Consider the following 24,193-nt stretch of genomic DNA (forward strand, 5'->3'; position numbering starts at 1 on the left):
CCAAACACCGTGCTCTGCTGGGCCTGGCAACCGTCGCTTTTGTTGAGACGATTGCAAAGCACCCCCGCGGGTACCTCGGTACGGCCCCACCGCGCTATGGAAGAGGAGGTGTGCCGTCATGTCGGGATCCGATCAAGCGCTCTCACACGTCGACGAGCAACGCGAACAGAACGAAGCCAAGGCGCAGAGGGAAGCCCAAGCCGGCCCTGTTCGCAGCTCGCCGGACGCCGCTCCGGTCGGCGAGGCGATAGAGGACTTTCATCGCCGAGGTGACCTCAGCTTCGGTATCCCGGCACACCGTTGCGCTACGGGACCGGCCGAGCCGATCGCGGCGCGCTGGGCGGGCAGGGACGCCTTCCGGGCCGACATCGGGATGAACAACGGCGTGGACAACCGGCATCAGTCCTGGCAGGTCGAGCCCACAGCCATGACATTGTTCGCCGACGCGGTCGGCGCGGACGAGACGCTGTTCTCCACGAACGGCAGTACCGAGAACGTGCACGTCGCGATGATGGCCGCGGTCCGACCCGGCGAAACTCTGGTCATGGCCCGCAACGGCCACAAGTCGGCGTTCTCTGGCCTCGTTCTCTCCGGGGCGATGCCCGTCTATGTCGATCCGGAGTACGACAACCAATGGCAGCTCGCCCACAACGTGGACCCCGGCCGCCTCGACACGGTCCTGCGCGACCATCCGGACGCGGTGGCCGCAATGGTTTTCACGCCCACCTACTACGGCGTCAGCGCCGACGTGCGCGGCCTCGCCGACGCCGCGCACTCCCATGGCGTGCCGCTGATCACCAATGACGCCTGGGGACTGGACTTCAGCTTCTGCAGCCGACTACCCCCATCGGCGATCGAGTCAGGCGCCGACCTGTCCATCGGCAGCGTCCACAAATCCCTCAACGGGCTGTGCCAGACCTCGGTACTGAGCCGAAAAGGCGAGCGGATCGACCCCACGCGGCTGTCCCTGGTTTTCGAACTGACCCAGTCGACAAGCGCATCGTCGCTGTTGCTGTCGTCCATCGACGCGGCGCGGTGCCAGTTCGCCGAGCATGGCGAAGAGCTACTCGGCCACGCCGTCGATGTCGCTGCGCAAGTCCGCGGCGCGCTGTCGGAGGTCGCAGGCCTCGACGTCATGGGTGAGGAGATTCTCGCGAGTCCCGGAGCATTCGCACTGGATCCCACTCACGTGTGCATTGACGTCAATCGCCTGGGGTTGACGGGCTATCAAGCTGCCGACTGGTTGCGTGAGCGCTGTGGCGTGCATGTCGAGTTGGCCGATCACCGCAGGGTCATGGCCCTGATCACCTACGCCGACACCGACGCCACCGCGCATCGGTTCATCGACGCGATGTCCGCGCTCGCAGACGCCCACTGCGACCGCGGCGCCCAACCGATCGGCGACGCTCCGCCGTTGCCCGAACTGCGCACCGAAACGGTGATGCTGCCTCGCGACGCCTATCTCGGCGCGACCGAAATGGTGCAGTGGCGCAAGGCATCGGGTCGCATCTCGGCGGAGATGATCTGCCCCTACCCGCCGGGTATCCCAGTCATCGCCCCCGGGGAAGTGCTCACCGACGCCATCGTGGACTATCTCCAGCAGCAGGCGGCCAAAGGCGTCATGGTCGAAGGCGCCGCCGACGAGTCGCTCGCCGAGTTCCGCGTCGTCGCCCCGTAAAGCGATCGCATTGTGGACGTGTAGCGCTGCGGCGCCCGGGAACACGGGTTGTTCCAGCGTTCCGCGCTCACTCAGGAGAACAGATGAAGCTGTCTTTGCGCCCCCTTTCCGAGCAGGTCATGGTCATCACCGGCGCATCGAGCGGGATAGGTCTGGTCACGGCCAGAATGGCCGCGCGCGAGGGTGTCGGCGCCTTGGTGTTGGCAGCCCGCAACGAGGACGCGCTGAGTACGCTCACCGATGAGATCCGGGCAGCGGGCGGCAAGGCCGTCTACGTCGTGGCCGACGTCGGCGAAGAAAGCGACGTCCAGCGAATCGCCGACACGGCGATCAGCGAATTCGGGAGGTTCGACACGTGGGTCAACAACGCCGGTGTGTCGATCTTCGGCAACATCATGGACGTGTCGACCGAAGATTTCCGCCGAGTTTTCGACACCGTCTTCTGGGGTGTCGCCTACGGATCACGTGCGGCGGTGGCCCATTTTCGAACTCGCGAACCCGGGACCGCCGGCGCCCTGATCAACGTCGGCAGCTTCTTCGGTGATCGCGCCACGCCTGTCCAATCCACTTATGGCAGTGCCAAATTCGCCGTGCACGGTTTTACCGAGGCGCTGCGGATGGAAGCAGCGCATGAGGGCATCCCCGCGTCGATCACCCTCGTACATCCCGGTCGGATAGACACGCCCTACAACGAACATGCCCACAGCTATCAGGAACAGCAGCCCGCGCACCGCGGCATGATCTACCCGCCCGAGGCGGTGGCCGAGGGAATCCTGTATGCGGCAACGCATCCGAAGAGAGACGTCTACGTCGGCGCACAAGCCAAGCTGTTGGTGCTCATCGCCAACATCGCACCGCGCGTCGTCGACCGTGTCATGCAGCATTATCAGTATTGGTCTCAGCGCGCGGATCGGCCGTCACGCTCGCGAGAGGACAGCGCGCTCTATAAGCCCGGTCACGGTTTGCAGGAGCGGGGCACCCAAGCCGGACACGTCCGGTCGGGCAGTTACTACGTCAAGGCGACGACCCACCCCGCTTACACGGCATTGGCCTGTCTGGGGGTGGCCGCCGGAGGGGCCGGGGCCGCTGCCGCTGCCGGTCGCAGGAGGCTGACGCATTCGGCTGGAATCGGACGACCCAGGACGGCGGTCAAGCCCGTCTCATGAACCTGCCGACCTTCTCAGCGGGTCGAAGACCCGCAGCCCCTGCACGCGCCGCGCTAGCTTTGCCGCGTGTCTCGAACTATCGGTCCGGACTCGGAACGTTGGGCCTAGCACCACGTTGGGCCTAGCACCCAGTTGCCTGCCGGATGGACTTGCCGTGGCAAGCTTCCGCCGGGCGTCGGCCTGTTCCTTTCGCAGGCGTACGCCGGATGCTGCTCGTGATCGACGACCACGTCATTGAGATCTGCGCCTGCCCTGCCATCCACGATCAGGACTTACCCGAAAGAGGAGAGGTAAACCGTCGGTCGACAGGATGTCGGGGGTGAGGGTTCGTGGGCAGCGCCAGCCAGGTGCGGCAGATGGTGCCGGCGGCGTCTTCCCGCCTCGGGAGCGAATTCTTCACTCGGCTACGGCACGTCGGCACTTCCAGGATGTGACGGATATCCGAGAACATCCGTGGCCCCTGAACCCCCGAGAGGAGGGGGAAGGCGTTGTACAGCCCCGACATGGCGAAGACTCCGAACAGCGCCGCCTCCGCGTGATGACCCGCGAAGGTCGGAGGGCAACCGGTCCGCGCGCGGCGTTGCGGCGCATCGACGCCGCCGCAGCGGGTGGAGACCGATAGGCAATTGCGAGGGCGTCGTGGCAATGAGCGAGGTCGACGATCGGCCGCCAAACGCCAGGGGACGGGTTGGTGTTGTGCCACGCGACGTCGTCGCCGGCACCGAGCGCGCCGGCGATCAGGTGCAACCGCCGGCGCTGTTTGTTGCGGTTGTGCCGCATCAGGTGACGTGTCGGTTTGTGTTGCCAGGTGCTGCCGGTAGAACGTCTTCTTGTCCACCGCCTGCAACCCGACCAGGATCGCGACTGCTCATCTAACCGAGGAACCAGTCGAGCGCGCGCCGCGCCCAGTCGCTGGGGACCACATGGCCGCCCTCGAACTCCGCGTAGGTCAGCGCATAGCCCGCCCGTTCCAGCCGGGGTCGCAGCCGGCGGCTGGTCCGGTCGATCGGCAGAACGCGGTCATCGACACCGTGGATGAGGAAGATCGCTGGCTCACCGACCCGTTCCGCTGGAGCGGCGAAACCCGGTGAGAACGCGATGATGTGGCTGAAGAGGTCGCCGTTGGTGAGCCCCAGCGACAAGGCGTACGAGGCGCCGTCGGAGAAGCCGGCGACGGCCAGACGTCGAGGATCCACCGCCCAGCGGTCGAACACATGGGCCAGCGCGGTGTTGACTCGCACGACGTCGGTCCCGAACGACTCGAAGAGCACGTCCCACGTCGCCTCCGCGCTCTTGACGGCCAGCAGCAGCACGCCTGCCGCGTCGGCGAGCGGCAGGAACGGGTCCATTCCCCCGCGGGCGTCACCACCGGCGCCGTGCAACATCACGGCAAGCGGCGCCGCGGTGTCAGGGCGGTAGCCGGTGGGGACGTAGAGCAGCGCACCGGTCAGCTGGTGTAGGCCAGGCCCGACGGGTGCGGCGATCGGCGGATGCGGCCGCGCCTGTAAGCGGCCTTGCGAGGCATCACCGGGAGCCGTCGCAGGGGCGGCCCTCTCGACTGCGGGCCCGCCGTTGGGGCCTGCGCCGTTCGGCGCCTCCATCGCGCACGCTGCCGTGAGGATCAGCAGTGTCATTGCCGCAGCTCTCCCGAACACCCTGCGGTGCTACCCCAACAACGTGGGGTTATGCGTCGATGTCGACGGCCACGACGGCCACGACGGCCACGCCCAGTGAGCACGACTCTTCGGCGTCATTACGCGCCCACGCTTCCGACGCCTGCGGCGGCAAGTGTGGCGGGGCAGGTGGGTAAACGTGCTTCGCGAAGTTTCGATTCTCTCTCTCGCTCAGCGGTTTCGACACGCAGTTCCCCTGTAAGGCCACGCGCTTGCCCGCGATCGATCTTGAAGCGTTCCATGATGATGCCTTTGGCTCGCCCGATGATGTCTCGGCCGGGGCCGGCGCAGACCGGAACGGGCTTGTCTTTGCCAGCCGCTATGAGCGTGATCGCGGCATGGGTGGAGAGCATCGCCAGTACGGTCTCGGGATTTGGAGTGAAGGCGTGTGGCTGCCTGCCAATAAGCACCTGCTCCGGGTCGGCAATGCGCTCGCTAGCGATCAGTGGGATCGACCGGAAAGGCGTTCAGCGGTGCACAGGTCACCGCAGGTCATGCTCGGCCGGGTCGGTGTCTTCGGCGATCGCCCGCAGTCGGGCGAGATCATCGGCGTGGATGTCGGTGCGTGCCGCCACGGCGTCCATCAGCAGAGTGATCTGTGCCCTCAACGCCGGGACGTGCTCGGTGCGTCCGGCCCCGACGACATGATCGATGAGCATCTGCAAGACGCGCAGAAGTGCTGTGACCACGTGGATCTGGGTGACCGCGGCCTGGCGGATCGGGTCGAACGCATGCTCGATGTACTCGTCGTGGGACAGAATCCATGGCCGCAGCAAAGTCCGGCCGTGGGGTCCGCGGACCGAGACCAGCGGCAGTTCCGACACGAGGATGTCCCGCAGAAGGCTGCCCAGGCGCAACACCACCTCCGTCGCCGTAGTCGGGTCGTTGATCGCCGCGCTCAGCGCGCGCAACGCGATGTCGACGAGCTGACGGATACCGAAGTCCACGTCGTACTGCATGGTTCGGATGTCGGCGACCTCGACCGTGGCAAGCAGACGAGCCCTCGTCCGCTCGGGATCCTCGGGCATCGGCCACGCCGACATCAGCACCTCGCCGCGGTGAATGTATGCGCCGGTGCGGGTTTCGAGCCGCACGACCGTCGACGGCGGTACCGCCGCGAGGATGTACTTGCTCGGCGCCTGGGTCACCCAACCACTGGTCCCGGCGCGGACCACCAGCCGGTCGTCGCTGGGTTCGCCCGCTTCTTCGAGGGCGGGTTCCTCCGCGCGCGCCTCCCTCGTGGTCGCCTCCAGCACATGGTCGGCTTCCTTCGAGATCGCCCGCACCACCTCGCCGACCTGTAACCCGTGGGCCAGGCGGTTGAGGTAGCCGATGATCAGCAGCACCGTCGTCAGAGTCAGGACGATGGCGAACGTCATCTGGAGGGGAGGTGCATTCGCCGCGGGATCGGCGCTGACGTGGCGCAGCGCCAACACACAGAAGACGAATGTCGCGACCAATAGACCTATGACGAGCTGGCTGACGCGGTCGCGGATGAAGGATCGCATCACCCGCGGAGAGAACTGGCTGCTTGCCAGCTGCAGGCTCACGACGGTCAGCGAGAACACCACCCCTGCGGTGGTGATGGTCGCGCCCGCGACTGTGCTGAGCAACCAGGTGGCGGCATTGCTGTTCATCCGGACGGTCAGCGGGATCGCAAGGCCGCCGACCGTGACTCGGTCGACGAACGCCGTCGCCTCCGCCAGGACGGCCCCGCCGATGACCACTACGGTCGGCAGCGCGAACAGACTCTCCCGAAACCGGTAGCGTCCGCTGGCGATCCGCAGAGCAGGCACAGTGCGGGAACGTCCCAACATAGGTAGCAAGGTTACGACTTGCGTGCCCACTTGGAGACCTTCGTCAGTTCCTTGCCCCGCACGTCGGTTCAGTTTGGCCCGGTACACTTTTATCGCGCTTGAGATGTAGCTGAGGGCCACGAGCTCCGGTGGAGCGGGCGACGGAAACGACCGCGAGCTATTTGGAGATGAATTTCGGTGGCATGTCCGCAAGGCGTGAATGGCAGCTCCTTCGGCGGCCAGCCTTGGCAGTGCTGGGCATCGATCAACGAGGCGGCCTGAAGGCCGGCTGTGCCTACTGCGGTGCCAATCTCGTCGGCGACGGGATGCCCACGGTCGTTCTATTGGTGAGGTGGGCCGGGCTGATCATGCAAGGTGAGTCGGTGGGCGATGATGTCGGCGGCCACCGAGGAAATGCGACGACCGTAGGCGTAGGCGTAGGCCCGTAGTCGGTCCAAGGCTTCGTCGGGCTCAGTGTTCAATTGGATAGCAAGCATGCCGGCAGCGACGTGGATCTGGGTGCGGGTGAACGGTTCGCCGATACCGTCCTGCACGGCGCTGCCGCCCGCGACTGCGTCGCTGCCGCCCGCGACTGCGTCGATGGCCTCCCTGACGCCGCCGAAGGAAGCAAGGTGCTTATCCCAGTTGGTTTGGAGCCGCTGGCCGATGGCTGAGGCGCAGGCTCTGGCGGCGGCGTGTTGGTCCTGGGTGAGACTGCCGGGGGCGCGGCGGTACAACTCCAGCACTCTTGATGGCCCCAGCGCACCAGGAACGGGAAAGGCGAACAACGAGTGCACGCCGAGCTGGGTGGCCTCGGTGGCAAAGGTGGGCCATCGAGACGTGTGGCTGATGCTGTCCAGATTGGGATGAATCTGCGGCTCGTCGTAGAGGTAGGCGTCCAAGCAGGGGCCCTCACCCAGGGTGAACTGCAGTTCGTCGAGTTGTACGGCAATGGTGTCGGTGGCGTACGCCAACTCCCGGGTGTGGGCGTATCGAGTCAGGACCGCCAAGGCAGCCCCATCGGCGAGGGCAGACCGCATCGCCCGTCCGCATAGCTCGTCCACTCCCGCGAACAGGCGAGCGAATTGACGATCACCTGAGGGCGGTGGCGGGGCGCCGCGTGACGGTAGCGGATCCGGTTCCTTCGTCATCAGATCACTGCTGCTGACGGGCCGAGGCGATACAGGAACGGCCCCGCGACACCCGCAGCCAACTCGTCGAACACACGGGTGTCGTTGGCGGTCGTGCCGAGTTGGGTCCACGACCGCCTACCTGCGGGGAAGGGCTTACGTTCCGGCACGAGCCAGAAGCTACCCTCGGGTGCAAGGGATAAACGGGCGGAGCCGCCGGTAACGCCATCGACGGTGAGAAACCGTCGCGACGGCTTGCCGCGCCGTGGGATTCGCCGTTTGGATCGCAATAACGGCTCCGCCATTTCCGTGGCAACCCACCATGAGCGCTGGTCGCGGCTTAGGACATGTCATGGTCAGCCGCTCCTGTGCGCCCGCGTCCACCCCGCAACCGAGGGCACGACCCCCCGCCGCATCCCGCCGCGACGACGCGGTCGAAGACGGCGGTCACCAGCTGATTGAACCCGCCGGCTCCGGGCATCCCTGCGCGGAAACGACGTGTCGTCACGGGCTCGCCTGACATCCCATGAGACAGGGGGGGGTTCTGAACCAATCCTCCCGCAGCGTGGTCTCGAAGACCTGACATGCCGGCAGACACCGCCATCCAGTTCTTCCTTGCGCTGGTCGTCATCCTTGTGGCCTGCCGTCTGGTCGGGCTGCTGGCGCAGCGGCTGGGGCAACCGCAGGTCGTGGGCGAGATGATCGCCGGCGTCGTGCTGGGACCGTCTCTGCTCGGGCGGATAGCGCCCGGCGTTCAGGACTACCTGTTCCCGCCGGGGGTGTCGAACGTCGTGCTGTACACCACGGCGCAGATCGGCCTCGTGCTCTACATGTTCCTCGTCGGGCTCAGCTTCGACGTCGACCTCATCAAGCACCGGGCAGGGACCGCGGCCGCGGTGTCGGCGGCCGGCATCTTCACGCCGCTCGTCCTCGGCGGGTTCATCGCGCTACCGCTGCTGGGTGCCGGCGGCTACTTCGAGGACGGCGTCACACCGCTCATGGCGATGCTGTTCCTCGGCGCGGCGATCGCGATCACGGCGTTTCCCATGCTGGCCCGGATCATCTTCGAGACGGGGCTGTCCGGAACGTCGTTGGGCACCCTCGCGCTGGCGTGCGGTGCGACCGACGATGCGATCTCGTGGTGCATTCTGGCCACGGTGCTGGCCATCCACCAGGGCAGCGCGGCCATCGCCCTGGTGGCGATCGTCGGCGGAGTGCTCTACACGCTGCTGGTGCTGACAGCCGGACGGAAAGCGCTCGGCGTACTCGGCGCGATGGCCGAACGCCGCAACACCGTCACACCCTCGATGCTCAGCGTTGTCCTCGTACTGCTCATGGCGTGTGCGTGGTTCACCGATCTCATCGGCATCTACGCGATATTCGGCGCATTCATCCTCGGCGTGGCCATGCCGTCCGGCGTCTTCGCCCAACGCGTCACGGCCGGCCTGGAGCCGCTGACAACCACCTTGCTGCTGCCGCTGTTCTTCGTGTACTCGGGGCTGAACACCGAGATCGGTTTGGTGAACACGCCCACGCTGTGGGCGGTGACCCTGGGGATACTCGTGGTCGCGATCGCCGGGAAGGGCATCGCCTGCACGCTGGCCGCGCGCCTGCGCAAGGTGCCTCTCCGTGAGGCGGTCGCCCTGGGTTCGTTGATGAATGCCCGCGGATTGATCGAACTGATCCTGCTGAACATCGGCCTCGAGGCCGGGATCATCACGCCGACGCTCTTCACCATCCTGGTGTTGGTGGCCATCATCACCACTCTGATGGCCACGCCGATATTCGAATTCGCCTACGGCCGGCACCGGCCGAAGGCCGCCACCGCTGAGGAGGTGCGACGTGAAAACAGTGATCTCGCAGGGCGCTGACGACTTTCTGACGGCCGGGTCGCCGACGACGTCGGCCCGATTTCGTTGCATGGCGTCGCCGGTGCCGGGGTACCTCCCGGACCCTGCGGCCGAGGGAGGGAACGCGTGAACGTCCGGACACAGTTGTCGCAGTTGGACCCCAAAGCCCGGGAGGCTCTTGCCCGACGGATCCGAAGCCGGCTCGGCAACGACGATGCGCCGGTCGCGGATCACGACGTCGTCATCATCGGCGGCGGCGCGGCGGCGCTGACCCTCGCGCTGGAGGTGCGCACCGCCCGCCCCGCAGCACGAATCCTGATCGTCGAACCGAACGCCCACCCGGTGCCCGAAGTCACCCACACGGTCGGTGAGTCGACCGTCGAGGTCTCCGCGCACTACCTGCGCGAGCGGCTCGGCCTGGGCGACCACCTCAGCAGCGCCCAGATCCGCAAGATGGGCCTGCGGATGTTCTTCACGAACCACGGGAACACCGATATCGCCCGGCGGATGGAGCTGGGGAGTTCCCGCTTCGTCCCGCAGGTGACCTACCAGATCGATCGGGGCAGGCTGGAGAACGAACTGCACCTGCGCTGCCTGTCCGCAGGCGTCGACATCGCGTGTGGCCGCGTCCGATCCGTCGAATTCGGCGCAGACCGTCAAGCGCACACGGTAACCGTGCAGAGCGATGACGCGACCACGCGGACCACCACGCGCTGGGTCGTCGACGCCTCGGGCCGCAACCGCGTGCTACCCCGGCAGCTGAATCTGCGGCGGGCCACCGAGCATCACTGCAACGCCGCCTGGCTGCGGGTGGCGACCGAACTCGACGTCGGCCAGTGGAGCGACGACGCGGGTTGGCGGACCCGCCTGGTCGAGGGCGATCGCGCGTTGTCGACGAACCACCTGATGGGCGAGGGCTACTGGGTGTGGCTGATCCGGCTCGCGTCGGGGGCGACCAGCGTCGGCATCGTCGCCGACCCCGCCAGCCATGCGTTCGACGACTACAACACGTTGGACAAGGCGAAAGCGTGGCTACGCGAGCACGAGCCGCAGTGTGCCGAGGAATTGGCCAAGCACGACGACCTGATCAGAGACTTCCGGGTCATGAAGCACTACAGCCATGCCGCGACGAAGGTGTTCGACGGTCGGGCGCGCTGGTGCCTCACCGGTGACGCGGGGGTGTTCCTGGACCCGCTGTATTCGTCGGGTCTGGACCTGGTCGCGATCGGCAACGGACTCATCACCGACATGGTGGTCCGCGACCTCGACGGTGAAGACGTCGTCGCGAGGGGCGCGATCAGCGACTCCCTCTTCCGCTCGCTGGCCGAGATGTGGCTGGCGGTGTATCAGGACCAGTACACCCTGATGGGCACGCCGAAGGTCATGGCGGCCAAGATCATCTGGGACGTCGCCTTCTATTGGGGCTTTATCGGCCTGTTGTATCGCAACGGCCGGTTCGTCAGCGTCGCCGACGATCCCGCGGTGGTGCCCCACCTCGACGGCCTCATCGAACTCAGCAATCGCATTCAGCGGTTCCTGCGGGAGTGGGCGGCGGTGGAGGACGCCGATTCGCCCGTGCCGTTCGTCGATCTGTACTCGCCGTTGAACTTCATGGTGGCCCTGCACACGGCCATGATGGGCACCGCCCCCGACTTCGCCCAGCAGTTCGACGCCAACGCTCTGTTGCTTCGTCAGGTCGCCGGTCAGCTGGTCGAGACCGTCGTCGCGGACAAGTCCGCGATGTTCGACGACGACGACGTCGTCGCGCAGGTGCAGGCGTGGCAGCGGGACCCGCTGCTGCGGGACCTACGGGCCGTGTACCGCCGCGAGCAGGCGGTCAACCCGATCAGCCGGGACTGGATCCTGACCGCCGTTCCTGAGCTCCGGCTGGGCTGAACAGCCCGGCACCCATCCTTGGCCGTCGCCGCTACGAAGTAACAGTGGCCGCGCAACGCCGACGAAGGGATCGCGATGACCGCGTGTTTCACGACAGACGGCGACGGGCAAGCATGAGGATGCCTTCGGAACGACCCAGGCATCCGGCGTTGGCGATCGTCGGGATCGGGTGTCGCCTTCCCGGCGGCGTCGACTCCGCCGACGGCTTCTGGGACCTGCTGTGCAGCTCGACCGACGCCACCTCCGTCGTTCCCGAGACACGGTGGAATGCCGACAGGTTCCACGACCCGAACCCGGAGAAGGTCGGCAAGATGGTCACCCGCCGAGGGGGGTTCCTCGCCGACATCGATCAGTTCGATCCCCAGTTCTTCGGCATCTCCCCGCGCGAGGCGCACTCGATCGACCCGCAGCAGCGCCTGATGCTGCAGGCCACCTGGGAGGCACTGGAGGACGGTGGCATTCCCGCGGACGCCTTGGCCGGCGAGGACGTCGGGGTGTTCATCGGCGGCTTCACCCTCGACTACCAACTCCTGCAGAACCAGGGCCGCACCAGCCGCTATCAGTTCAAGGCCCATTCGGCCGCCGGGATGATGATGACGATGTTGGCGAACCGGATCTCGTTCGCCTTCGATTTCCGCGGACCCAGCATGACCGTCGACACGGCGTGCTCGAGTTCCCTGGTCGCGGTGCACCTGGCCGCCCAGAGCATCTGGAACGGTGAAAGCGCTCTCGCCCTCGCCGGCGGCGTGAACATCATGATCGGGCCGAACACGGCCATTGCCGAGTCGAAAAGCGGATTCCTCAGTCCGGACGGCCGCTCCAAGGCCTTCGACGAGTCCGCCGACGGCTACGCGCGCGGCGAAGGCGGCGCGGTCGTCGTCATCAAACCGCTCGAACAGGCAGTACGCGACGGCGACCGGGTCTACGCGCAGATCCTCGGGACAGCGGTGTCACAGGACGGCCGCACCGACGGCATCACCGTGCCCCGGGCGGAGGCGCAGGCTGCTGCGATCACGTCCGCGCTGCGGCGTGCCGGTGTCCACGCATGCGACGTCGGGTACGTCGAAGCGCACGGCACCGGAACGCCGGTCGGCGACCCCGTCGAGATCCGTGCGCTCGCCGCCGCCCTGACATCGGACCGGACGCCCACTGAACCACTGGTGATCGGATCGGTCAAGACCAACATCGGCCACCTCGAGGCGGGCGCGGGCGTGGCCGGGCTGATCAAGACGGCACTGGTGCTCCAGCGAGACTACATCCCGGCGCACCTGCACCTCGAAAACCCGACCAGCCAAGTAAGTTTCGACGACCTGAAGATCGACGTACCCCGAACCGGCCGCCCGTTCCCGAGCACCGACCGTCGCATCGCCGGGGTGAACTCGTTCGGCTTCGGCGGTACCAACGCCCACGTGGTGCTCGCCGAGCCGCCAACCGACGCCGACGCCCCTGATCGGATTGCGCCCCAGTCGATGCCGCTGACTCTCCTACCGATCTCGGCGCGCAGCGAGGAAGCCCTGGTGGCGACCGTCCGCCAGTTGGTCGAACATCTCGAAACGCATCCGGACGTCACGCTGCCGGATCTGGCATACACGCTCTCGCGGCGTCGCGCCCACCTGAGCCACCGCCACACCCTGATCGTGGGCAGTATCGACGAAGCGCGCGAACAACTTCAGGCGATCGCCGACGTCGGGCAGATCTCGTCGGTCCGCACCTCCGCGACCGCGCCGAAGTTGGCGTTCGTCTGCACGGGAATGGGCCCGCAGTGGTGGAAGATGTGCCGCGGGATGCTCGACGTCCTCCCCACGTTCACCGAGAGCATCGCCCGCACCGACCGCGAGTTGTCCCGGTACGCGGACTGGTCCCTGCTCGACGAACTCCGCAGCGACGAGACCGATTCGCGCATGGGCGAAACCGAGGTGGCACAGCCCGCGAACTTCGCCATCCAGATCGCGCTGGCCGCGCAACTGGCCGAGTTCGGAATCGAACCCGACGCCGTGATCGGGCACAGCGCCGGGGAAGTGGCCGCCCACCATCTCGCCGGCCTGCTCACCTTCGAGCAAGCGGTCGAGGTGATCTACCACCGCAGCCGACTGCAGCAGCGCACCAGCGGACAGGGACGCATGCTCGCCGTCGGCCTCGACACCGATTCGCTGCTGCGGGCCCTCGACGAGAAGACCCGCGCGGAGTTCGGGCGGCGACTGTCCGTCGCGGCGGTCAACAGCACATCGGCGGTGACCATCGCCGGCGACGGTGACGTGCTGGACGACGTCGCCGGCCGGTTGGACGAGGCCGAGATCTTCAACCGGTATCTGTCCGGGAAAGTGCCGTACCACACCCACTACATGGAGGCGATCAAAGACGACCTCCACACCGCGCTGGACGGGCTCACCTCCAAACCCGCTGCGATCCCGCTGTATTCGACGGTGACCGGTGAACAGCTGGACGAGTATGCCGCGGGCGCCGCCTACTGGTGGCAGAACACCCGCGCCACCGTACTGTTCGAACCGGCGCTGCGTCGCATGCTCGACGACGGATACACCCACTTCGTCGAACTCGGTCCCCACCCCGTACTGGCTGCGTCGATCTTCGAGATCGCCGGCACCGAGAAGGCCGTCGTGCTGGCGACCCAGCGACGCCACGACGAGGATGTGCGGACGTTCCTGAACTGCGTCGGCGCGCTGCACACCAACGGCCACGACATCGCCTGGGACGCTGTGCATCCTCGCGGGGAATTGCTGAAGCTGCCCTCGTACCCGTGGCAGACCAAGCGCTTCTGGAACGAGACCCGGGAAGCCACGGAGGCGCTGCACTACAACCCGGTGCACCCACTCCTCGGGCAGCCGGTCAGCGGCGTGCATCCGACCTGGGAAGTCGAGCTGAGCACCGGCCTGCTGCCGTTCCTGGCCGATCACCAGGTCCAGGGCAGCGTCGTCGTCCCCGGGGCGGTGTACGTCGAGATGGCACTGGCGGTCGGACAGCAGACCTATGGCATCGACCTCGGCGTCGAGCATCTCGTTCTGCACCGCGCCGTCATCCTCGACGAGACATGCGATCCCATTCTCCGGACCACTCTCGACGAGAGCACGGGCACGCTCGAGTTCGCCGCCTACACCGCGACGGCGGGCGGCGACCTTAAGTGGACGATCACGGCGACCGCCGAACTCAACACTCGCCCGAAAGCCCCTGCCCCGAAGCTTCATCCACACGATCAACCGACCGGCGCACCGATCAGCGGCGAGGACTTCTACGCCATTACCCGTGCCATCGGATTCGACTACGGTGACGCGTTCCGATCCATCACCGCGGTGACCGCCGGGGAGGGCTGGGTGTCGGCCGCGCTGGCTGTCCCGGCGCCGGTCGCCGATGATCTCGACGCCTACCGGTTCCATCCGGCGCTTGTCGACGGCGCCTTCCAAACCTTGTTCGGCGCACCGATACTCGGCCGCAATGCCGATGAGAGCCCGTACCTGCCCACGCGTATCCGGCACAGCGCGGTCTACGGCGCACCCGAAGCCGGAATGACCGTGCACCTGCGCGTCGTGTCGGCCACCGCGGAGGAGATCGAGAGCGACATCGTGATCACCGACGGCCGAGGGGAGCCGCTGGCCCTTTTCGAGGGCTTCACGGTGCGCTCGCTGGGTGCCTCGGCGCGCATGGCGTCGGAACGAATCGACAAGGGACTCTACGAACTTCAGTGGGAACCGAAGCTCGAATCCGATCGGGACCTGCAGGAGGCCAGCCCGTCGTCATGGCTCGTCTTCGCCGACGACTGGGGCATCGGTGCCGGCGTCGCGGAGCGACTGCGGGCCGCCGGTCACCGCGTGTGGACCGTGACGCACCGCGACGTCGACACGCTCAGCGAGGTCGCCGGGGGATATGCGCTCAACCCCAGCAGAGCCGAGCAATTGGGCCGACTGATCGACGAGCACGTCGCGAGACAGGGCGACCTTGCAGGCGTTGTGGACTGCTGGCCGATGGACCTCGCTGCGGCCGACCCGGACCACCAGGTGGGTGTTCTCACGATTCTGCGCCTGGCCAAGTCCCTCGCCCACCACGACGCCGTCACGCCGCGGCTCTTCCTGATCACCGACAACGCCCAACCGGCGCTCGGAACCGAATCGTTGGCGCCTGATCAGGCGACCGTCTGGGGTCTCGGCCGGGTGCTCGGCCACCAGGAATTCGTGGACCGCTGGGGAGGGCTGATAGACATCGACAGTGCGGACGGCGTCCCGGAGACCGCGGCACGCATCTGCGCGCACATCCTCGGCGACGGGTCCGAGGACCAGATCGCGATCCGCGGCGAACAGACACTCGTCCCGCGGTTGCGCCTGAGCACGAGCCTCACCCGGGCCTTTCCCACCAAGCTCATCCCCGACGCCACCTACGTCGTCACCGGCGGAACGGGCGCACTCGGTAGGACGGTGGCGACGTACCTCGCCGAGCACGGGGCGCGTCACATCACGCTGCTGAACCGAAGCCAGATCCCGGGCAGGGACCAGTGGTCGGCAATGAGCGACGGCGACCCGCACTTCACGGCCGTCCAAACGATCCGGGCGATCGAACGCCTCGGGGTCCGCGTCCGTACCGCCAGTGTCGACATCACCGACGTCGAGCAGGTGACTGCCTGGCTGAACGACCACACCCGCCGCGGCGGCCGACCGGTGCGCGGGCTCATCCACGCGGCGGGATCCGTCCACGACCAACTCCTCGTCAACGTCAGCGAAGCCGACTTCACCAAGGTGCTGGCCCCCAAGATCACCGGCACCCGCGTGCTGCACGACGCCTTCGCTGACCAGGATTTGGACTTTTTCGTGATGTTCGGTTCTGCGGGGTCGGTGATCGCGTCGCCCGGGCAGGGAAACTACGCCGCCGCCAACGCCTTCCTCGACGCCTTCGCGCACTACCGCCGGGCGCAGGGGTCGCCGGCTCTGACCATCGGGTGGGGGCCGTGGTCGGTGGGCATGGTCGAGGACCTGCACCTGGAGGACGTGTACGCGATGCGTGGAATCGACCTGATCACGCCTTCGGCGGGAGCCGCGATCCTCGACCGGCTGATCAACCAGCAGAGCCCCAACGTCATCGCCATCAGCGCAGACTGGGGCCGGGCCCGCCAACTCCTCGGCGGACGGTTGCCTGCCATGTTCGCCGCGCTCGACTCGCCCGAGGCGTCCGCGCTGAGTACGGAGTCGGGCCGCTCGATCGTCGAGGTACTGGCGGCCACACCGGTATCCGGGCGCCTCGAGGTGGTCGCCGATCACGTCCAGCAACTCATGGCCGCCGTATTCGATTGCGCGACGACCGATATCGATCCCGATGCCGTCCTCGACGACATCGGCTTGGACTCGATGATGGCCATGGACTTCCGGGTCAGGATCAACACGACGTTCTCGATCGATCTGCCGGTCCTCGAGATTCTCAAGGGAGTCAGCGTCAATGCGCTGGCCGTTCGGATACTGGCCGAACTCGAAGCCATCCACGGCGAGGTCCCCTCCGCCACGGTAGCCACCGCCGCGGCGCCGGAACCTGCCGAGGAGACCGGCGACGTCGACCAACTGCTCAACGAGTTGTCAGAGGCCGACCTGCGGGAACTCTTGGCCGAACTCGAGGGCGGCGCCGTCGAAAGCGAGGAAGGGGAGCCGCATTCGTGAACGCCTCACCGAACTCCTCGACCGCTGTGCACGTTCGGGGGCTGTCCAAGGCCTACGGGCGAAGACCGGCCGTGCGAGAACTCGATCTCGACGTCGGCCACGGCGAGATCTTCGCCATCCTCGGTCCGAATGGTGCGGGCAAATCGACGACCATCGAGATACTGGAGGGCAACCGGACCCGCGACTCGGGTAACGTGCGGGTGCTGGGCGAAGATCCCGGCACCGCGGGCCGGAACTGGCGGGCCAGGATCGGCATCGTGCTGCAGGAAGTCAGTGACGCCGGGATGCTGACGGTGTACGAGACCGTCCAGATGTTCACGAGTTGCTATCGCGCGCCGCGAATCCCGGCCGAAGTGCTTGAACTGGTGGGTCTGGGCGCCGTCGCCGGATCCCGGGTGAGGAACCTCTCCGGCGGCCAACGTCGTCGCCTCGACGTCGCTCTCGGCATCATCGGCATACCGGAACTGTTGTTCCTGGACGAGCCGACGACAGGTTTCGACCCGGAGGCCAGGCGCCAGTTCTGGGACCTCATCAAACTCCTGGCGGCCGACGGCACCACCGTGCTGCTGACCACCCATTATCTCGAAGAGGCGGCGGCGCTGGCAGATCGTGTCGCGGTCATCGCTGGAGGCAGGGTGGTGGCCGTGGACTCACCGTCGAAGTTGACCGAGCACGTGAGTTCGGCCGCGACGGTCCGATGGGTGGAGGGCGACGAGGTGCACGTCGAGCAGACGGATCACCCCACCGCGTTGGTCAGGCGGCGTAGTGCGGACGGCGCCGAATTGGCTCAACTGACGATCAGTCGACCGACCTTGGAAGACGCCTACCTACAGTTGATCGGCGCGGCGTGATGGCCATCGAACACACCGAACGGCCGATCGTGGTGCACCGCCGCGTCCCGGATCGGGAGCCGCGGCTCCCATCGGCGGTGCGCATCGGATTCTCCCGGGCGATCCCGGAATTGAAGATGTTCTACCGCCGGCCGGAACAGGTGGCGCTGACGTTCTCGATGCCCGCGTTGATCTGCCTGCTGTTGGGGTCCATCTTCTCGGCGAAGCTGCCCAACAGCGAGACCAGCACCGGCGCGGTGATCGCAGCGAGCATGCTCGCCTACGGCATCTTGTCGGCGTCTTTCATCAACCTCGGCATCAGTATCGCCGCCGACCGCGACACCGGCGCGCTTCGACGGCTTCACGGGACGCCCACCACCGCGTCGTCGTACTTCATCGGCAAGATCATGTTGGTGGCCGTCGTCAGCTTCGCCGAGGCCGTACTTCTCCTGCTGGTCGGGGTTTTCTTCTTCGGCCTGCGGCTACCGACAGACGTCTTCGGATGGTTCACGCTCGCGTGGGTGGCGCTGCTGGGCATCGTCAGCTGCTCCCTGCTGGGCATCTTCATCAGTAACCTTGCCAGCAACGCGGTTTCGGCGGCGGTCCTCACCAACGGCCCGTCTGTCGCGTTGCAGTTCGTTTCCGGGACCTACGTTCCGCTCATGGTCTTGCCGACATGGATGTTGGTCATCGGCTCCGTCTTCCCGGTCAAGTGGATGGCTCAAGGTTTCCGGTCGGTGCTGCTGCCGGCGGAGATGGTCGCCTTCGAGCCGGCAGGCAGTTGGGAACTGTGGCGGATCTTCATGGTGCTCGCGGCGTGGAGCATCGGTGGCCTGATCGGCTCACTCGCCGTCTTCCGGTGGTCGGAGAAGACGTGATCATCGCCTCGGCGGTGCTCGATGTCGGTAAACCTGCGGACGGTGGCGTCTGCTGGCGTTTGGAACTCCCGGCCACGGGAACCCGATCGCCACGGAGCAGACACACGGCCGGCAGCGTCGTTGTTGCGGGACTGCGCCGGCAGGAAGAGGTATCGCGATGAACCGTCTCCTCATCACAATGTCAGCCGGTGCGGCGGGAGCGATCTCCGCAGCGATGCTGCTCGCCGGCGTGGCGTTCGCTCAGCCCAACGACAACGACCAGCTCTCGGAGAACGCCGCGGAGGCCGTGGCGCAGCTGCAGGCCCAGGGCTACCAGGTCCAGGTGTTCGGCAACGACGACATGCCCCTGGGGTTCTGCAAGGTCTCCCAGGTCGCGATGGCCGGCGTGCAACAGCCCAGCGGCGCGACCGTTTACGTCGACTGCAGTTATGACCAGGCCGAACAGTAAGACCGGTAAGTAAGGAGGAACCCATGCGTAGGAAGTCGTCTGTGCACATGAAGGCGGTGCACATGAAAGCGGTGGCCCACCCGGCGCTGGCGGCGACGTCGGCACTCGCTGCCGCGCTGCTGTGCGCGGGCACCGCGTTCGCGCAACCCGGAGAGGACGAGGAGGCGCCGCAGCCGCAGAGTGCCGCCGACACGATCGCCCAGCTGCAGTCCGAGGGACACAGTGTGGTCGTGCGCGGTAACGACCAGGGCACCCTGGTGGGGTGCGACGTGGCGAGTGTGTCGAAGGCCGGGGACGCGTCGAACACGATGATCGTCGAGGTCAACTGCACCCCGGACTATCAGGGCTGATCATGACCGAGCCCAGGACACAGGCGTCGACGGGCGAGCTGATCTCCGAGCTGTCGCAGCAGACGTCCCGTCTGGTTCGCGATGAGCTGCGGCTGGCCCAGAAGGAGCTGCAGGAATCGGCCAGGCACGCCGGTATCGGCGCGGGCCTGGCCGGAGCGGCGGGCGTGCTCGCACTGCTCGGCCTGGCGACGTTGATCGCCGCGGCGGTCGCGGCCTTGGCGCTGGTACTTCCGGTGTGGCTGTCGGCGGTGATCGTGGCCGTGGTGCTGTTCGTTGCCGCCGGGATCGCCGCGCTGGTCGGCAAGAAACAGGCCGAGCAGGTCCCGGCGCCCGCGGCGCAGACTGTGGACAGCGTCAAGACCGACATCGATGAGATCAAGGGGGCTCGTCATGGCAGCAGGACCTGACCCGCGTCCCGAGCCCGGGCCCGAAGCCGGCATCGACGAGCTGCAGGCCGACATCGAGAAGACCCGCGCGGAACTCGGCGAGACCGTCGGCGCGCTGTCGGACAAACTCGACGTCAAGGCGCGGGCGCAGCACACGATTGTCGACGCTCGGGAATCGGTGAAGGCTCGCCCCGCGGTGCCGGTCGGGGCGCTGCTCGCCGTGGTGGCCGGTGTCGGCCTGCTGATCTGGCTGCGGCGTCGCTGAACTCAGCCCTCGCTGTCCGGTTCGGTGAGTTCCGGCGCGATCTCCCGGGTGGCCATCCCGCCCTCGCGGCCGTGATCCTCGGGTCCCGGCCTGCCTCCTTCGGGTTCTCCCGTCTTCTTGTCTGCAGCGGTCTTCTTGTCTGCAGCCCCGCTGCCGCTGTCCTCGGTCATGTCCGTTCCTTTCCGTCGGTTCCGTGATACCCCGGGGCACGATCGGTCAGACCTGCCGCCGCGCCTGGGCCGCGGTCCGGGTGACCCGCAGACGTTGCACTCGATGTTCACCACGCTGCTGAAATCCGGCACGGCCACCGTCGGCGAGATCGCGACCGCTGGGGGTTCGCCGTGGAAACCACGCTCGCGAGCTGAATAGGGGCGGCGCGTACGCTGCTGGACGTGATCGATATCGCGCTGAGCGAGATGCGTAACTGGTTCGGTTTCGGGGTGGCGGGAAACTTTGCCGGACACCTCGAACAGGCAGGCGAGGCCGCGGATTTCGCGAACGTGACCAGCGAGGGAGCGGCGCCGAAGGGGATCTTCCCGTGGTACGCGCCCGGCTCGGACACGTTCCTGGGCGAGTTCCCGCTGTCCAACGACGAGGTCGTGCTGCCTGCGGAGAGCCCGGAGTTCTCGGGTCCGCTGAACCTGCAGATCGAACCGGAGGTCGGGCTGGCCTGCCGGGTGGTGTGGCAGGGCGACACCGTGGTGACGCTGGAGCCGTTCGCGCTGGGCGCGTTCAACGACTGCTCGATCCGCCGCCCGGGCGCGCCGAAGATCAGTCACAAGAAGAACTGGGGGCCGGCGTCCAAGGGGGTTGCGGCACAGTTCTTCGACATCAGCGACCTGACCCCGGACGGTCCGACGGCCACCCTGCGCCTGGTCTGCCATCTGGACAGCGACGGTGAGGAGCACGCCTACGGCGTCGACAGCCCGCTGATCGGCTACTCGTACTACGGCGAGGTCCTGCTCGACTGGATCGTGGAGCGGCTGGCCAACCAGAAGGGCTCGCCGGACACCCCGCTCGAAGACGTCGGCGCGCTGATGGCGGCCAGCGGGCACCCCGAGCACGTACTGATCGGCATCGGCGCCACCCGGTACACGCCGCTGGGCGAATCGACCTTCCTCAAGCGGGGGGACCAGGCCATCGTGCGGGTCTACGACACCGCCTCCGACGCGGCCTCCGAGCTGCGTCAGCGCGTCCGGTAACGCAAACCGTCGGTCTTACCGTTGCCGACGTGGTTATCTGTCGCTGTGACGACTGATGACGACGTGAACGTGGCGGGGCAGCGGGCGCTGGTGATGGGGGCGAGCGGCAACGTGGGGGCCTGCGTGGTCCGCCATCTCGCCGCCGCAGGCGCCGACGTCCGGGTACTGCTGCGGAACTCCAGTTCCACCAAGGGGATCGACGGCGTCGACGTCGAGCGCGTCTACGGGGACCCGTTCAATCCCGCGACGGCCGCGGCCGCGATGGCCGACCGCGACGTCGTCTACTACTGCATCGTCGACACCAGGGCCGAGCTCAAGGATCCCGCGCCGCTGTTCGCGACCAACGTCGAGGGCCTGCGCACGGTGCTGGACGTCGCCAGCGGCGCCGACCTGGACAGATTCGTCTTCCTGAGCACGATCGGCACCATCGCCGTGGGTCCCGACGGCCAGACCGTCGACGAGGACACGCCGTTCAACTGGGCCGACCGGGCGGGCAGCTACATCGAGTCCCGGCGCGCCGCCGAACAACTGGTGCTGTCCTACGCCGCCGAACACAAGGTGCCCGCGGTGGTGGTCAACGTGTCGAACCCGTACGGCCCGCCGGACTGGCAGCCGCGCCAGGGCATGTTCGTCCAACTGGCGGCGCTCGGCAAGCTGCCGTTCTACGTGCGCGGCGTCGGTTCCGAGGTGGTGGGCATCGACGACGCCGCCGACGCGATGCTGCGCGCGTCGCTGCGCGGACGCGTGGGGCAACGCTACATCGTCTCCGAACGGTTCATGACGCACCGCGAACTCCTCACCACCGCCGCCGACGCGGTCGGCGCCCGCCGGCCCAGGATCGGGGTCCCGATGGCCGTCGTCTACGGCTTCGCGCACCTGGCCGACGCGGTGGGATCGCTACTGCGGGTGGAGGTCCCGATCAGCAAGCAGAGCGCGTTCCTGCTGGCGTTCACGTCACCGGCCAGTCACGCCAAGGCGACGCGGGAACTGGGCTGGCATCCCAGACCCACCGAGCAGTTCATCGCGCGCGCCGCGGAGAACTACGTGGAGCGCCAACGCGTGGGGGCGTAGCGCCACCCGGACTTGCCGGTGGGGGTTGGCCCCCAAAAGCGTGCTCGCCGCCACAGGATGGAATTTCTCGCCCGGTCCAGGCCTTTCACAGGTTGGCGCCGTCGCGGGGGCGGGCCCCGACCGAGGAGATCCGCAATGTCCGATCGCTGTCAGACCGCCCGAGCAGTCTCGGGTATGTCCGTGCGCCGCGCCCTGCTGATGGCAGGTGCCGGTGCAACGCTCGCCGCGGGCCTGATCGGCCCGGGCGCCGCGAGTGCCCAGGCCGCAGAATCCTGCCCGGATGTGCAGGTGGTGTTTGCCCGCGGCACCGCCGAACCCACCGGGGTCGGCCTCGTCGGAGAGGCCTTCGTCGACGCTTTGCGCGACGAGCTCAGCGGTCGCACCGTCGACGTCTACGCGGTGAACTACCCGGCGTCCTACGACTTCCTGCAGTCCACCCCGATGGGCGCCGACGACGCCAGCGCACGCATCCAGGCCATCGCCGCGGCCTGCCCCAGCACCGCCATCGTGCTGGGTGGCTACTCCCAGGGCGCGGCGGCGATCGACCTGATCACCGCAGATCCCAACGCCACGTTCGGTTTCGGCCGCCCGATGCCCGCGCCGGTCGCCGATCATGTGGCCGCCGTCGCCGTGTTCGGCAACCCGTCGACCAAGATCGGCAACCCGCTGACCGCGATCAGCCCGCTGTACGGCACGAAGACGATCGACGTGTGCAACGGTGCGGATCCGGTGTGCTCGGCCGGTGACGACCGCCCCGCGCACAGTCAGTACGTGCAGACCGGGCTGGCCCGGCAGGCCGCTGACTTCGTCGCCAAGAGGGTGACCGGCCACCAGTCGTCCGGTTCGGTGATCAACGCCTCGGCGGAGGTGAACTGACCTACCGCTTGCCGGCCCGTCGCGTCCGCTTGCGGTCGTAGAGGTCGACGTCGAAGACCACCACGGCGATCTGTCGGCCGCGGCGTGCGGCCTGCTTGAGCAGCGCCGGAGCAGCTCGTCCAGGGGCACCACGAGAAGAGCGTAGAAGACGCCGGGGCGGTGGCTAACATCTCTTGGGTGGCCGACCAACTCGACATTGCGCAGCTGGCCGCGTTGTCGGCGGTCATCGAGTTCGGCAGCTTCGACGCGGCCGCGACGCACCTGCGCGTCACCCCGTCGGCGATCAGCCAGCGGATCAAGGCCCTGGAACAGCAGGTCGGCCAGGTGCTGGTGTTGCGCGAAAAGCCCTGTGTGGCAACGGCTGCAGGGGTACCGCTGCTGCGGCTGGCGGCGCAGACCGCGCTGCTGCAGGCCGAGGCGCTCGCCGAGACGCGCGGCGGCAGCGCGGACCTGCCGCGAATCGCGATGGCGGTCAACGCCGATTCGATGGCGACGTGGTTCACCGACGTGTTCGCCCGGCTGCCGCACGTGCTGTTCGACGTGCGCATCGAGGACCAGGACCATTCCGCGCGGCTGCTGCGCGAAGGGGTGGTGATGGGCGCGGTGACCACCGAGCGCGCCCCGGTGGCCGGTTGCCGCGTCCAGCCGCTCGGGGTGATGCGCTACGTGCCGGTGGCCTCGAAGGCCTATGTGCGACGGTATCTGCCGGACGGGTTCACCCGCGACTCGGTCGCGCAGGCCCCGTCGCTGGCCTGGAACCACTCCGACGCGCTGCAGGACCAGTTGGTGCGCAAGGTGTTTCGCAGAAATATCGCCCGCCCGACCCATTACGTGCCCACCGCGGCAGGCTTCGGCGCTGCCGTGCACGCCGGGCTGGGCTGGGGGATGTACCCCGTCCAGCTGGTGGACGCGTCGTTCGTGCCGGTCACCGATCAGCATCTCGACGTGCCGTTGTACTGGCAGTGCTGGAAGCTCGACAGCGCCACCATCGGACAGGTCACCGCCGCGGTGGAGGCGGCCGCGGCGGGGCTGCTCCGCGAGCGGTGACGG

The 24,193-nt window shown here is 67.3% G+C and carries 21 protein-coding genes; 15 read left to right on the forward strand and 6 right to left on the reverse strand.

Annotated elements, in window-relative coordinates:
• Window positions 1–118 precede the first annotated feature (118 nt).
• Window positions 119–1,678: a DegT/DnrJ/EryC1/StrS family aminotransferase gene (locus tag C6A87_RS01970; RefSeq protein WP_311115735.1), complete on the forward strand. Its 1,560-nt coding sequence runs from the start codon at window positions 119–121 to the stop codon at window positions 1,676–1,678.
• 83 nt (window positions 1,679–1,761) lie between these two features.
• On the forward strand, window positions 1,762–2,844 hold the full coding sequence (locus C6A87_RS01975) for an SDR family oxidoreductase (protein ID WP_311115736.1): 1,083 nt from the start codon (window positions 1,762–1,764) through the stop codon (window positions 2,842–2,844).
• A gap of 872 nt (window positions 2,845–3,716) precedes the next feature.
• On the opposite strand, the gene C6A87_RS01980 is transcribed toward C6A87_RS01975, so the two are convergent.
• From C6A87_RS01980 to C6A87_RS02000, 5 genes are all read right to left on the reverse strand, one after another.
• The gene (locus C6A87_RS01980) at window positions 3,717–4,478 is read right to left on the reverse strand and encodes a hypothetical protein (RefSeq protein WP_311115737.1); all 762 of its coding nucleotides are present in this window, start codon (window positions 4,476–4,478) and stop codon (window positions 3,717–3,719) included.
• A 119-nt stretch (window positions 4,479–4,597) separates the two neighbouring features.
• Window positions 4,598–4,870 carry a hypothetical protein gene (locus tag C6A87_RS01985; RefSeq protein WP_311115738.1) on the reverse strand — a complete coding sequence of 91 codons (273 nt, stop codon included), beginning with the start codon at window positions 4,868–4,870 and terminating at the stop codon, window positions 4,598–4,600.
• A gap of 129 nt (window positions 4,871–4,999) precedes the next feature.
• Window positions 5,000–6,334 (reverse strand): DUF2254 domain-containing protein, encoded by a 1,335-nt coding sequence (locus C6A87_RS01990; RefSeq protein ID WP_311115739.1) that lies wholly within the window; start codon window positions 6,332–6,334, stop codon window positions 5,000–5,002.
• A gap of 320 nt (window positions 6,335–6,654) precedes the next feature.
• Window positions 6,655–7,287 carry an ANTAR domain-containing protein gene (locus C6A87_RS01995; RefSeq protein WP_311115740.1) on the reverse strand — a complete coding sequence of 211 codons (633 nt, stop codon included), beginning with the start codon at window positions 7,285–7,287 and terminating at the stop codon, window positions 6,655–6,657.
• 176 nt (window positions 7,288–7,463) lie between these two features.
• Entirely contained in the window at window positions 7,464–7,613 is a 150-nt protein-coding gene (locus tag C6A87_RS02000; RefSeq protein WP_311115741.1) for a hypothetical protein, read from the reverse strand.
• Window positions 7,614–8,027: 414 nt separating this feature from the next.
• On the opposite strand from C6A87_RS02000, the gene C6A87_RS02005 reads away from it, so the two are divergent.
• The 9 genes from C6A87_RS02005 to C6A87_RS02045 all read left to right on the forward strand — a co-directional run bounded on the left by C6A87_RS02005 (window position 8,028) and on the right by C6A87_RS02045 (window position 19,994).
• A complete protein-coding gene (locus C6A87_RS02005; protein ID WP_311115742.1) occupies window positions 8,028–9,314 on the forward strand; it encodes a cation:proton antiporter in 1,287 nt (428 codons plus the stop codon).
• Between the two features lie 105 nt (window positions 9,315–9,419).
• Complete coding sequence (locus C6A87_RS02010) at window positions 9,420–11,189, forward strand: lycopene cyclase family protein (RefSeq protein WP_311115743.1); 1,770 nt, start codon at window positions 9,420–9,422, stop codon at window positions 11,187–11,189.
• Window positions 11,190–11,308: 119 nt separating this feature from the next.
• Entirely contained in the window at window positions 11,309–16,837 is a 5,529-nt protein-coding gene (locus tag C6A87_RS02015) for a type I polyketide synthase (RefSeq protein ID WP_311115744.1), read from the forward strand.
• Window positions 16,834–17,688 carry an ABC transporter ATP-binding protein gene (locus tag C6A87_RS02020; RefSeq protein WP_311115745.1) on the forward strand — a complete coding sequence of 285 codons (855 nt, stop codon included), beginning with the start codon at window positions 16,834–16,836 and terminating at the stop codon, window positions 17,686–17,688. The genes C6A87_RS02015 and C6A87_RS02020 overlap by 4 nt, the downstream gene beginning before the upstream one ends.
• Window positions 17,688–18,545: an ABC transporter permease gene (locus tag C6A87_RS02025; RefSeq protein ID WP_311115746.1), complete on the forward strand. Its 858-nt coding sequence runs from the start codon at window positions 17,688–17,690 to the stop codon at window positions 18,543–18,545. Before C6A87_RS02020 ends, C6A87_RS02025 begins: the two co-directional genes overlap by 1 nt.
• 178 nt (window positions 18,546–18,723) lie before the next feature.
• Complete coding sequence (locus C6A87_RS02030) at window positions 18,724–18,993, forward strand: PepSY domain-containing protein (protein WP_311115747.1); 270 nt, start codon at window positions 18,724–18,726, stop codon at window positions 18,991–18,993.
• Window positions 18,994–19,016: 23 nt separating this feature from the next.
• Window positions 19,017–19,343, forward strand: coding sequence for a hypothetical protein (locus C6A87_RS02035; protein WP_142406782.1), 327 nt, complete (start codon window positions 19,017–19,019; stop codon window positions 19,341–19,343).
• A gap of 2 nt (window positions 19,344–19,345) precedes the next feature.
• A complete protein-coding gene (locus C6A87_RS02040; RefSeq protein WP_311115748.1) occupies window positions 19,346–19,750 on the forward strand; it encodes a phage holin family protein in 405 nt (134 codons plus the stop codon).
• Window positions 19,734–19,994: a DUF3618 domain-containing protein gene (locus C6A87_RS02045; protein ID WP_311115749.1), complete on the forward strand. Its 261-nt coding sequence runs from the start codon at window positions 19,734–19,736 to the stop codon at window positions 19,992–19,994. The genes C6A87_RS02040 and C6A87_RS02045 overlap by 17 nt, the downstream gene beginning before the upstream one ends.
• Window positions 19,995–19,996: 2 nt before the next feature.
• Here the strand turns inward: C6A87_RS02045 and C6A87_RS02050 are convergent, their stop codons facing one another.
• The gene (locus tag C6A87_RS02050; RefSeq protein ID WP_311115750.1) at window positions 19,997–20,164 is read right to left on the reverse strand and encodes a hypothetical protein; all 168 of its coding nucleotides are present in this window, start codon (window positions 20,162–20,164) and stop codon (window positions 19,997–19,999) included.
• A 222-nt stretch (window positions 20,165–20,386) separates the two neighbouring features.
• Here C6A87_RS02050 and C6A87_RS02055 point away from each other — a divergent pair, with 222 nt between their 5' ends.
• The 4 genes from C6A87_RS02055 (at window position 20,387) to C6A87_RS02070 (ending at window position 24,190) form a co-directional block, all read left to right on the forward strand.
• Window positions 20,387–21,196, forward strand: coding sequence for a DUF5718 family protein (locus tag C6A87_RS02055; protein WP_311115751.1), 810 nt, complete (start codon window positions 20,387–20,389; stop codon window positions 21,194–21,196).
• Window positions 21,197–21,289: 93 nt separating this feature from the next.
• Entirely contained in the window at window positions 21,290–22,267 is a 978-nt protein-coding gene (locus C6A87_RS02060; protein ID WP_311118153.1) for an NAD-dependent epimerase/dehydratase family protein, read from the forward strand.
• 135 nt (window positions 22,268–22,402) lie between these two features.
• The gene (locus C6A87_RS02065; protein ID WP_396836972.1) at window positions 22,403–23,143 is read left to right on the forward strand and encodes a cutinase family protein; all 741 of its coding nucleotides are present in this window, start codon (window positions 22,403–22,405) and stop codon (window positions 23,141–23,143) included.
• Between the two features lie 177 nt (window positions 23,144–23,320).
• Window positions 23,321–24,190 carry a LysR family transcriptional regulator ArgP gene (locus C6A87_RS02070; protein WP_311115753.1) on the forward strand — a complete coding sequence of 290 codons (870 nt, stop codon included), beginning with the start codon at window positions 23,321–23,323 and terminating at the stop codon, window positions 24,188–24,190.
• The last annotated feature ends 3 nt before the right edge of the window (window positions 24,191–24,193 follow it).

The organism is Mycobacterium sp. ITM-2016-00317, assembly GCF_002968295.1.
In the GTDB taxonomy this organism is placed as follows: Bacteria; Actinomycetota; Actinomycetes; order Mycobacteriales; family Mycobacteriaceae; genus Mycobacterium.

Excerpts from the sequence above, each read along its gene's own strand:
- C6A87_RS01970 (WP_311115735.1), top strand. The coding sequence starts at position 119 with ATGTCGGGATCCGATCAAGCGCTCTCACACGTCGACGAGCAACGCGAA.
- C6A87_RS01975 (WP_311115736.1), top strand. The coding sequence starts at position 1,762 with ATGAAGCTGTCTTTGCGCCCCCTTTCCGAGCAGGTCATGGTCATCACC.
- C6A87_RS01980 (WP_311115737.1), bottom strand. The coding sequence starts at position 4,478 with ATGACACTGCTGATCCTCACGGCAGCGTGCGCGATGGAGGCGCCGAAC.
- C6A87_RS01985 (WP_311115738.1), bottom strand. The coding sequence starts at position 4,870 with ATGCTCTCCACCCATGCCGCGATCACGCTCATAGCGGCTGGCAAAGAC.
- C6A87_RS01990 (WP_311115739.1), bottom strand. The coding sequence starts at position 6,334 with ATGTTGGGACGTTCCCGCACTGTGCCTGCTCTGCGGATCGCCAGCGGA.
- C6A87_RS02005 (WP_311115742.1), top strand. The coding sequence starts at position 8,028 with ATGCCGGCAGACACCGCCATCCAGTTCTTCCTTGCGCTGGTCGTCATC.
- C6A87_RS02015 (WP_311115744.1), top strand. The coding sequence starts at position 11,309 with ATGCCTTCGGAACGACCCAGGCATCCGGCGTTGGCGATCGTCGGGATC.
- C6A87_RS02025 (WP_311115746.1), top strand. The coding sequence starts at position 17,688 with ATGGCCATCGAACACACCGAACGGCCGATCGTGGTGCACCGCCGCGTC.
- C6A87_RS02030 (WP_311115747.1), top strand. The coding sequence starts at position 18,724 with ATGTCAGCCGGTGCGGCGGGAGCGATCTCCGCAGCGATGCTGCTCGCC.
- C6A87_RS02035 (WP_142406782.1), top strand. The coding sequence starts at position 19,017 with ATGCGTAGGAAGTCGTCTGTGCACATGAAGGCGGTGCACATGAAAGCG.
- C6A87_RS02040 (WP_311115748.1), top strand. The coding sequence starts at position 19,346 with ATGACCGAGCCCAGGACACAGGCGTCGACGGGCGAGCTGATCTCCGAG.
- C6A87_RS02045 (WP_311115749.1), top strand. The coding sequence starts at position 19,734 with ATGGCAGCAGGACCTGACCCGCGTCCCGAGCCCGGGCCCGAAGCCGGC.
- C6A87_RS02050 (WP_311115750.1), bottom strand. The coding sequence starts at position 20,164 with ATGACCGAGGACAGCGGCAGCGGGGCTGCAGACAAGAAGACCGCTGCA.
- C6A87_RS02060 (WP_311118153.1), top strand. The coding sequence starts at position 21,290 with ATGGGGGCGAGCGGCAACGTGGGGGCCTGCGTGGTCCGCCATCTCGCC.
- C6A87_RS02065 (WP_396836972.1), top strand. The coding sequence starts at position 22,403 with ATGTCCGATCGCTGTCAGACCGCCCGAGCAGTCTCGGGTATGTCCGTG.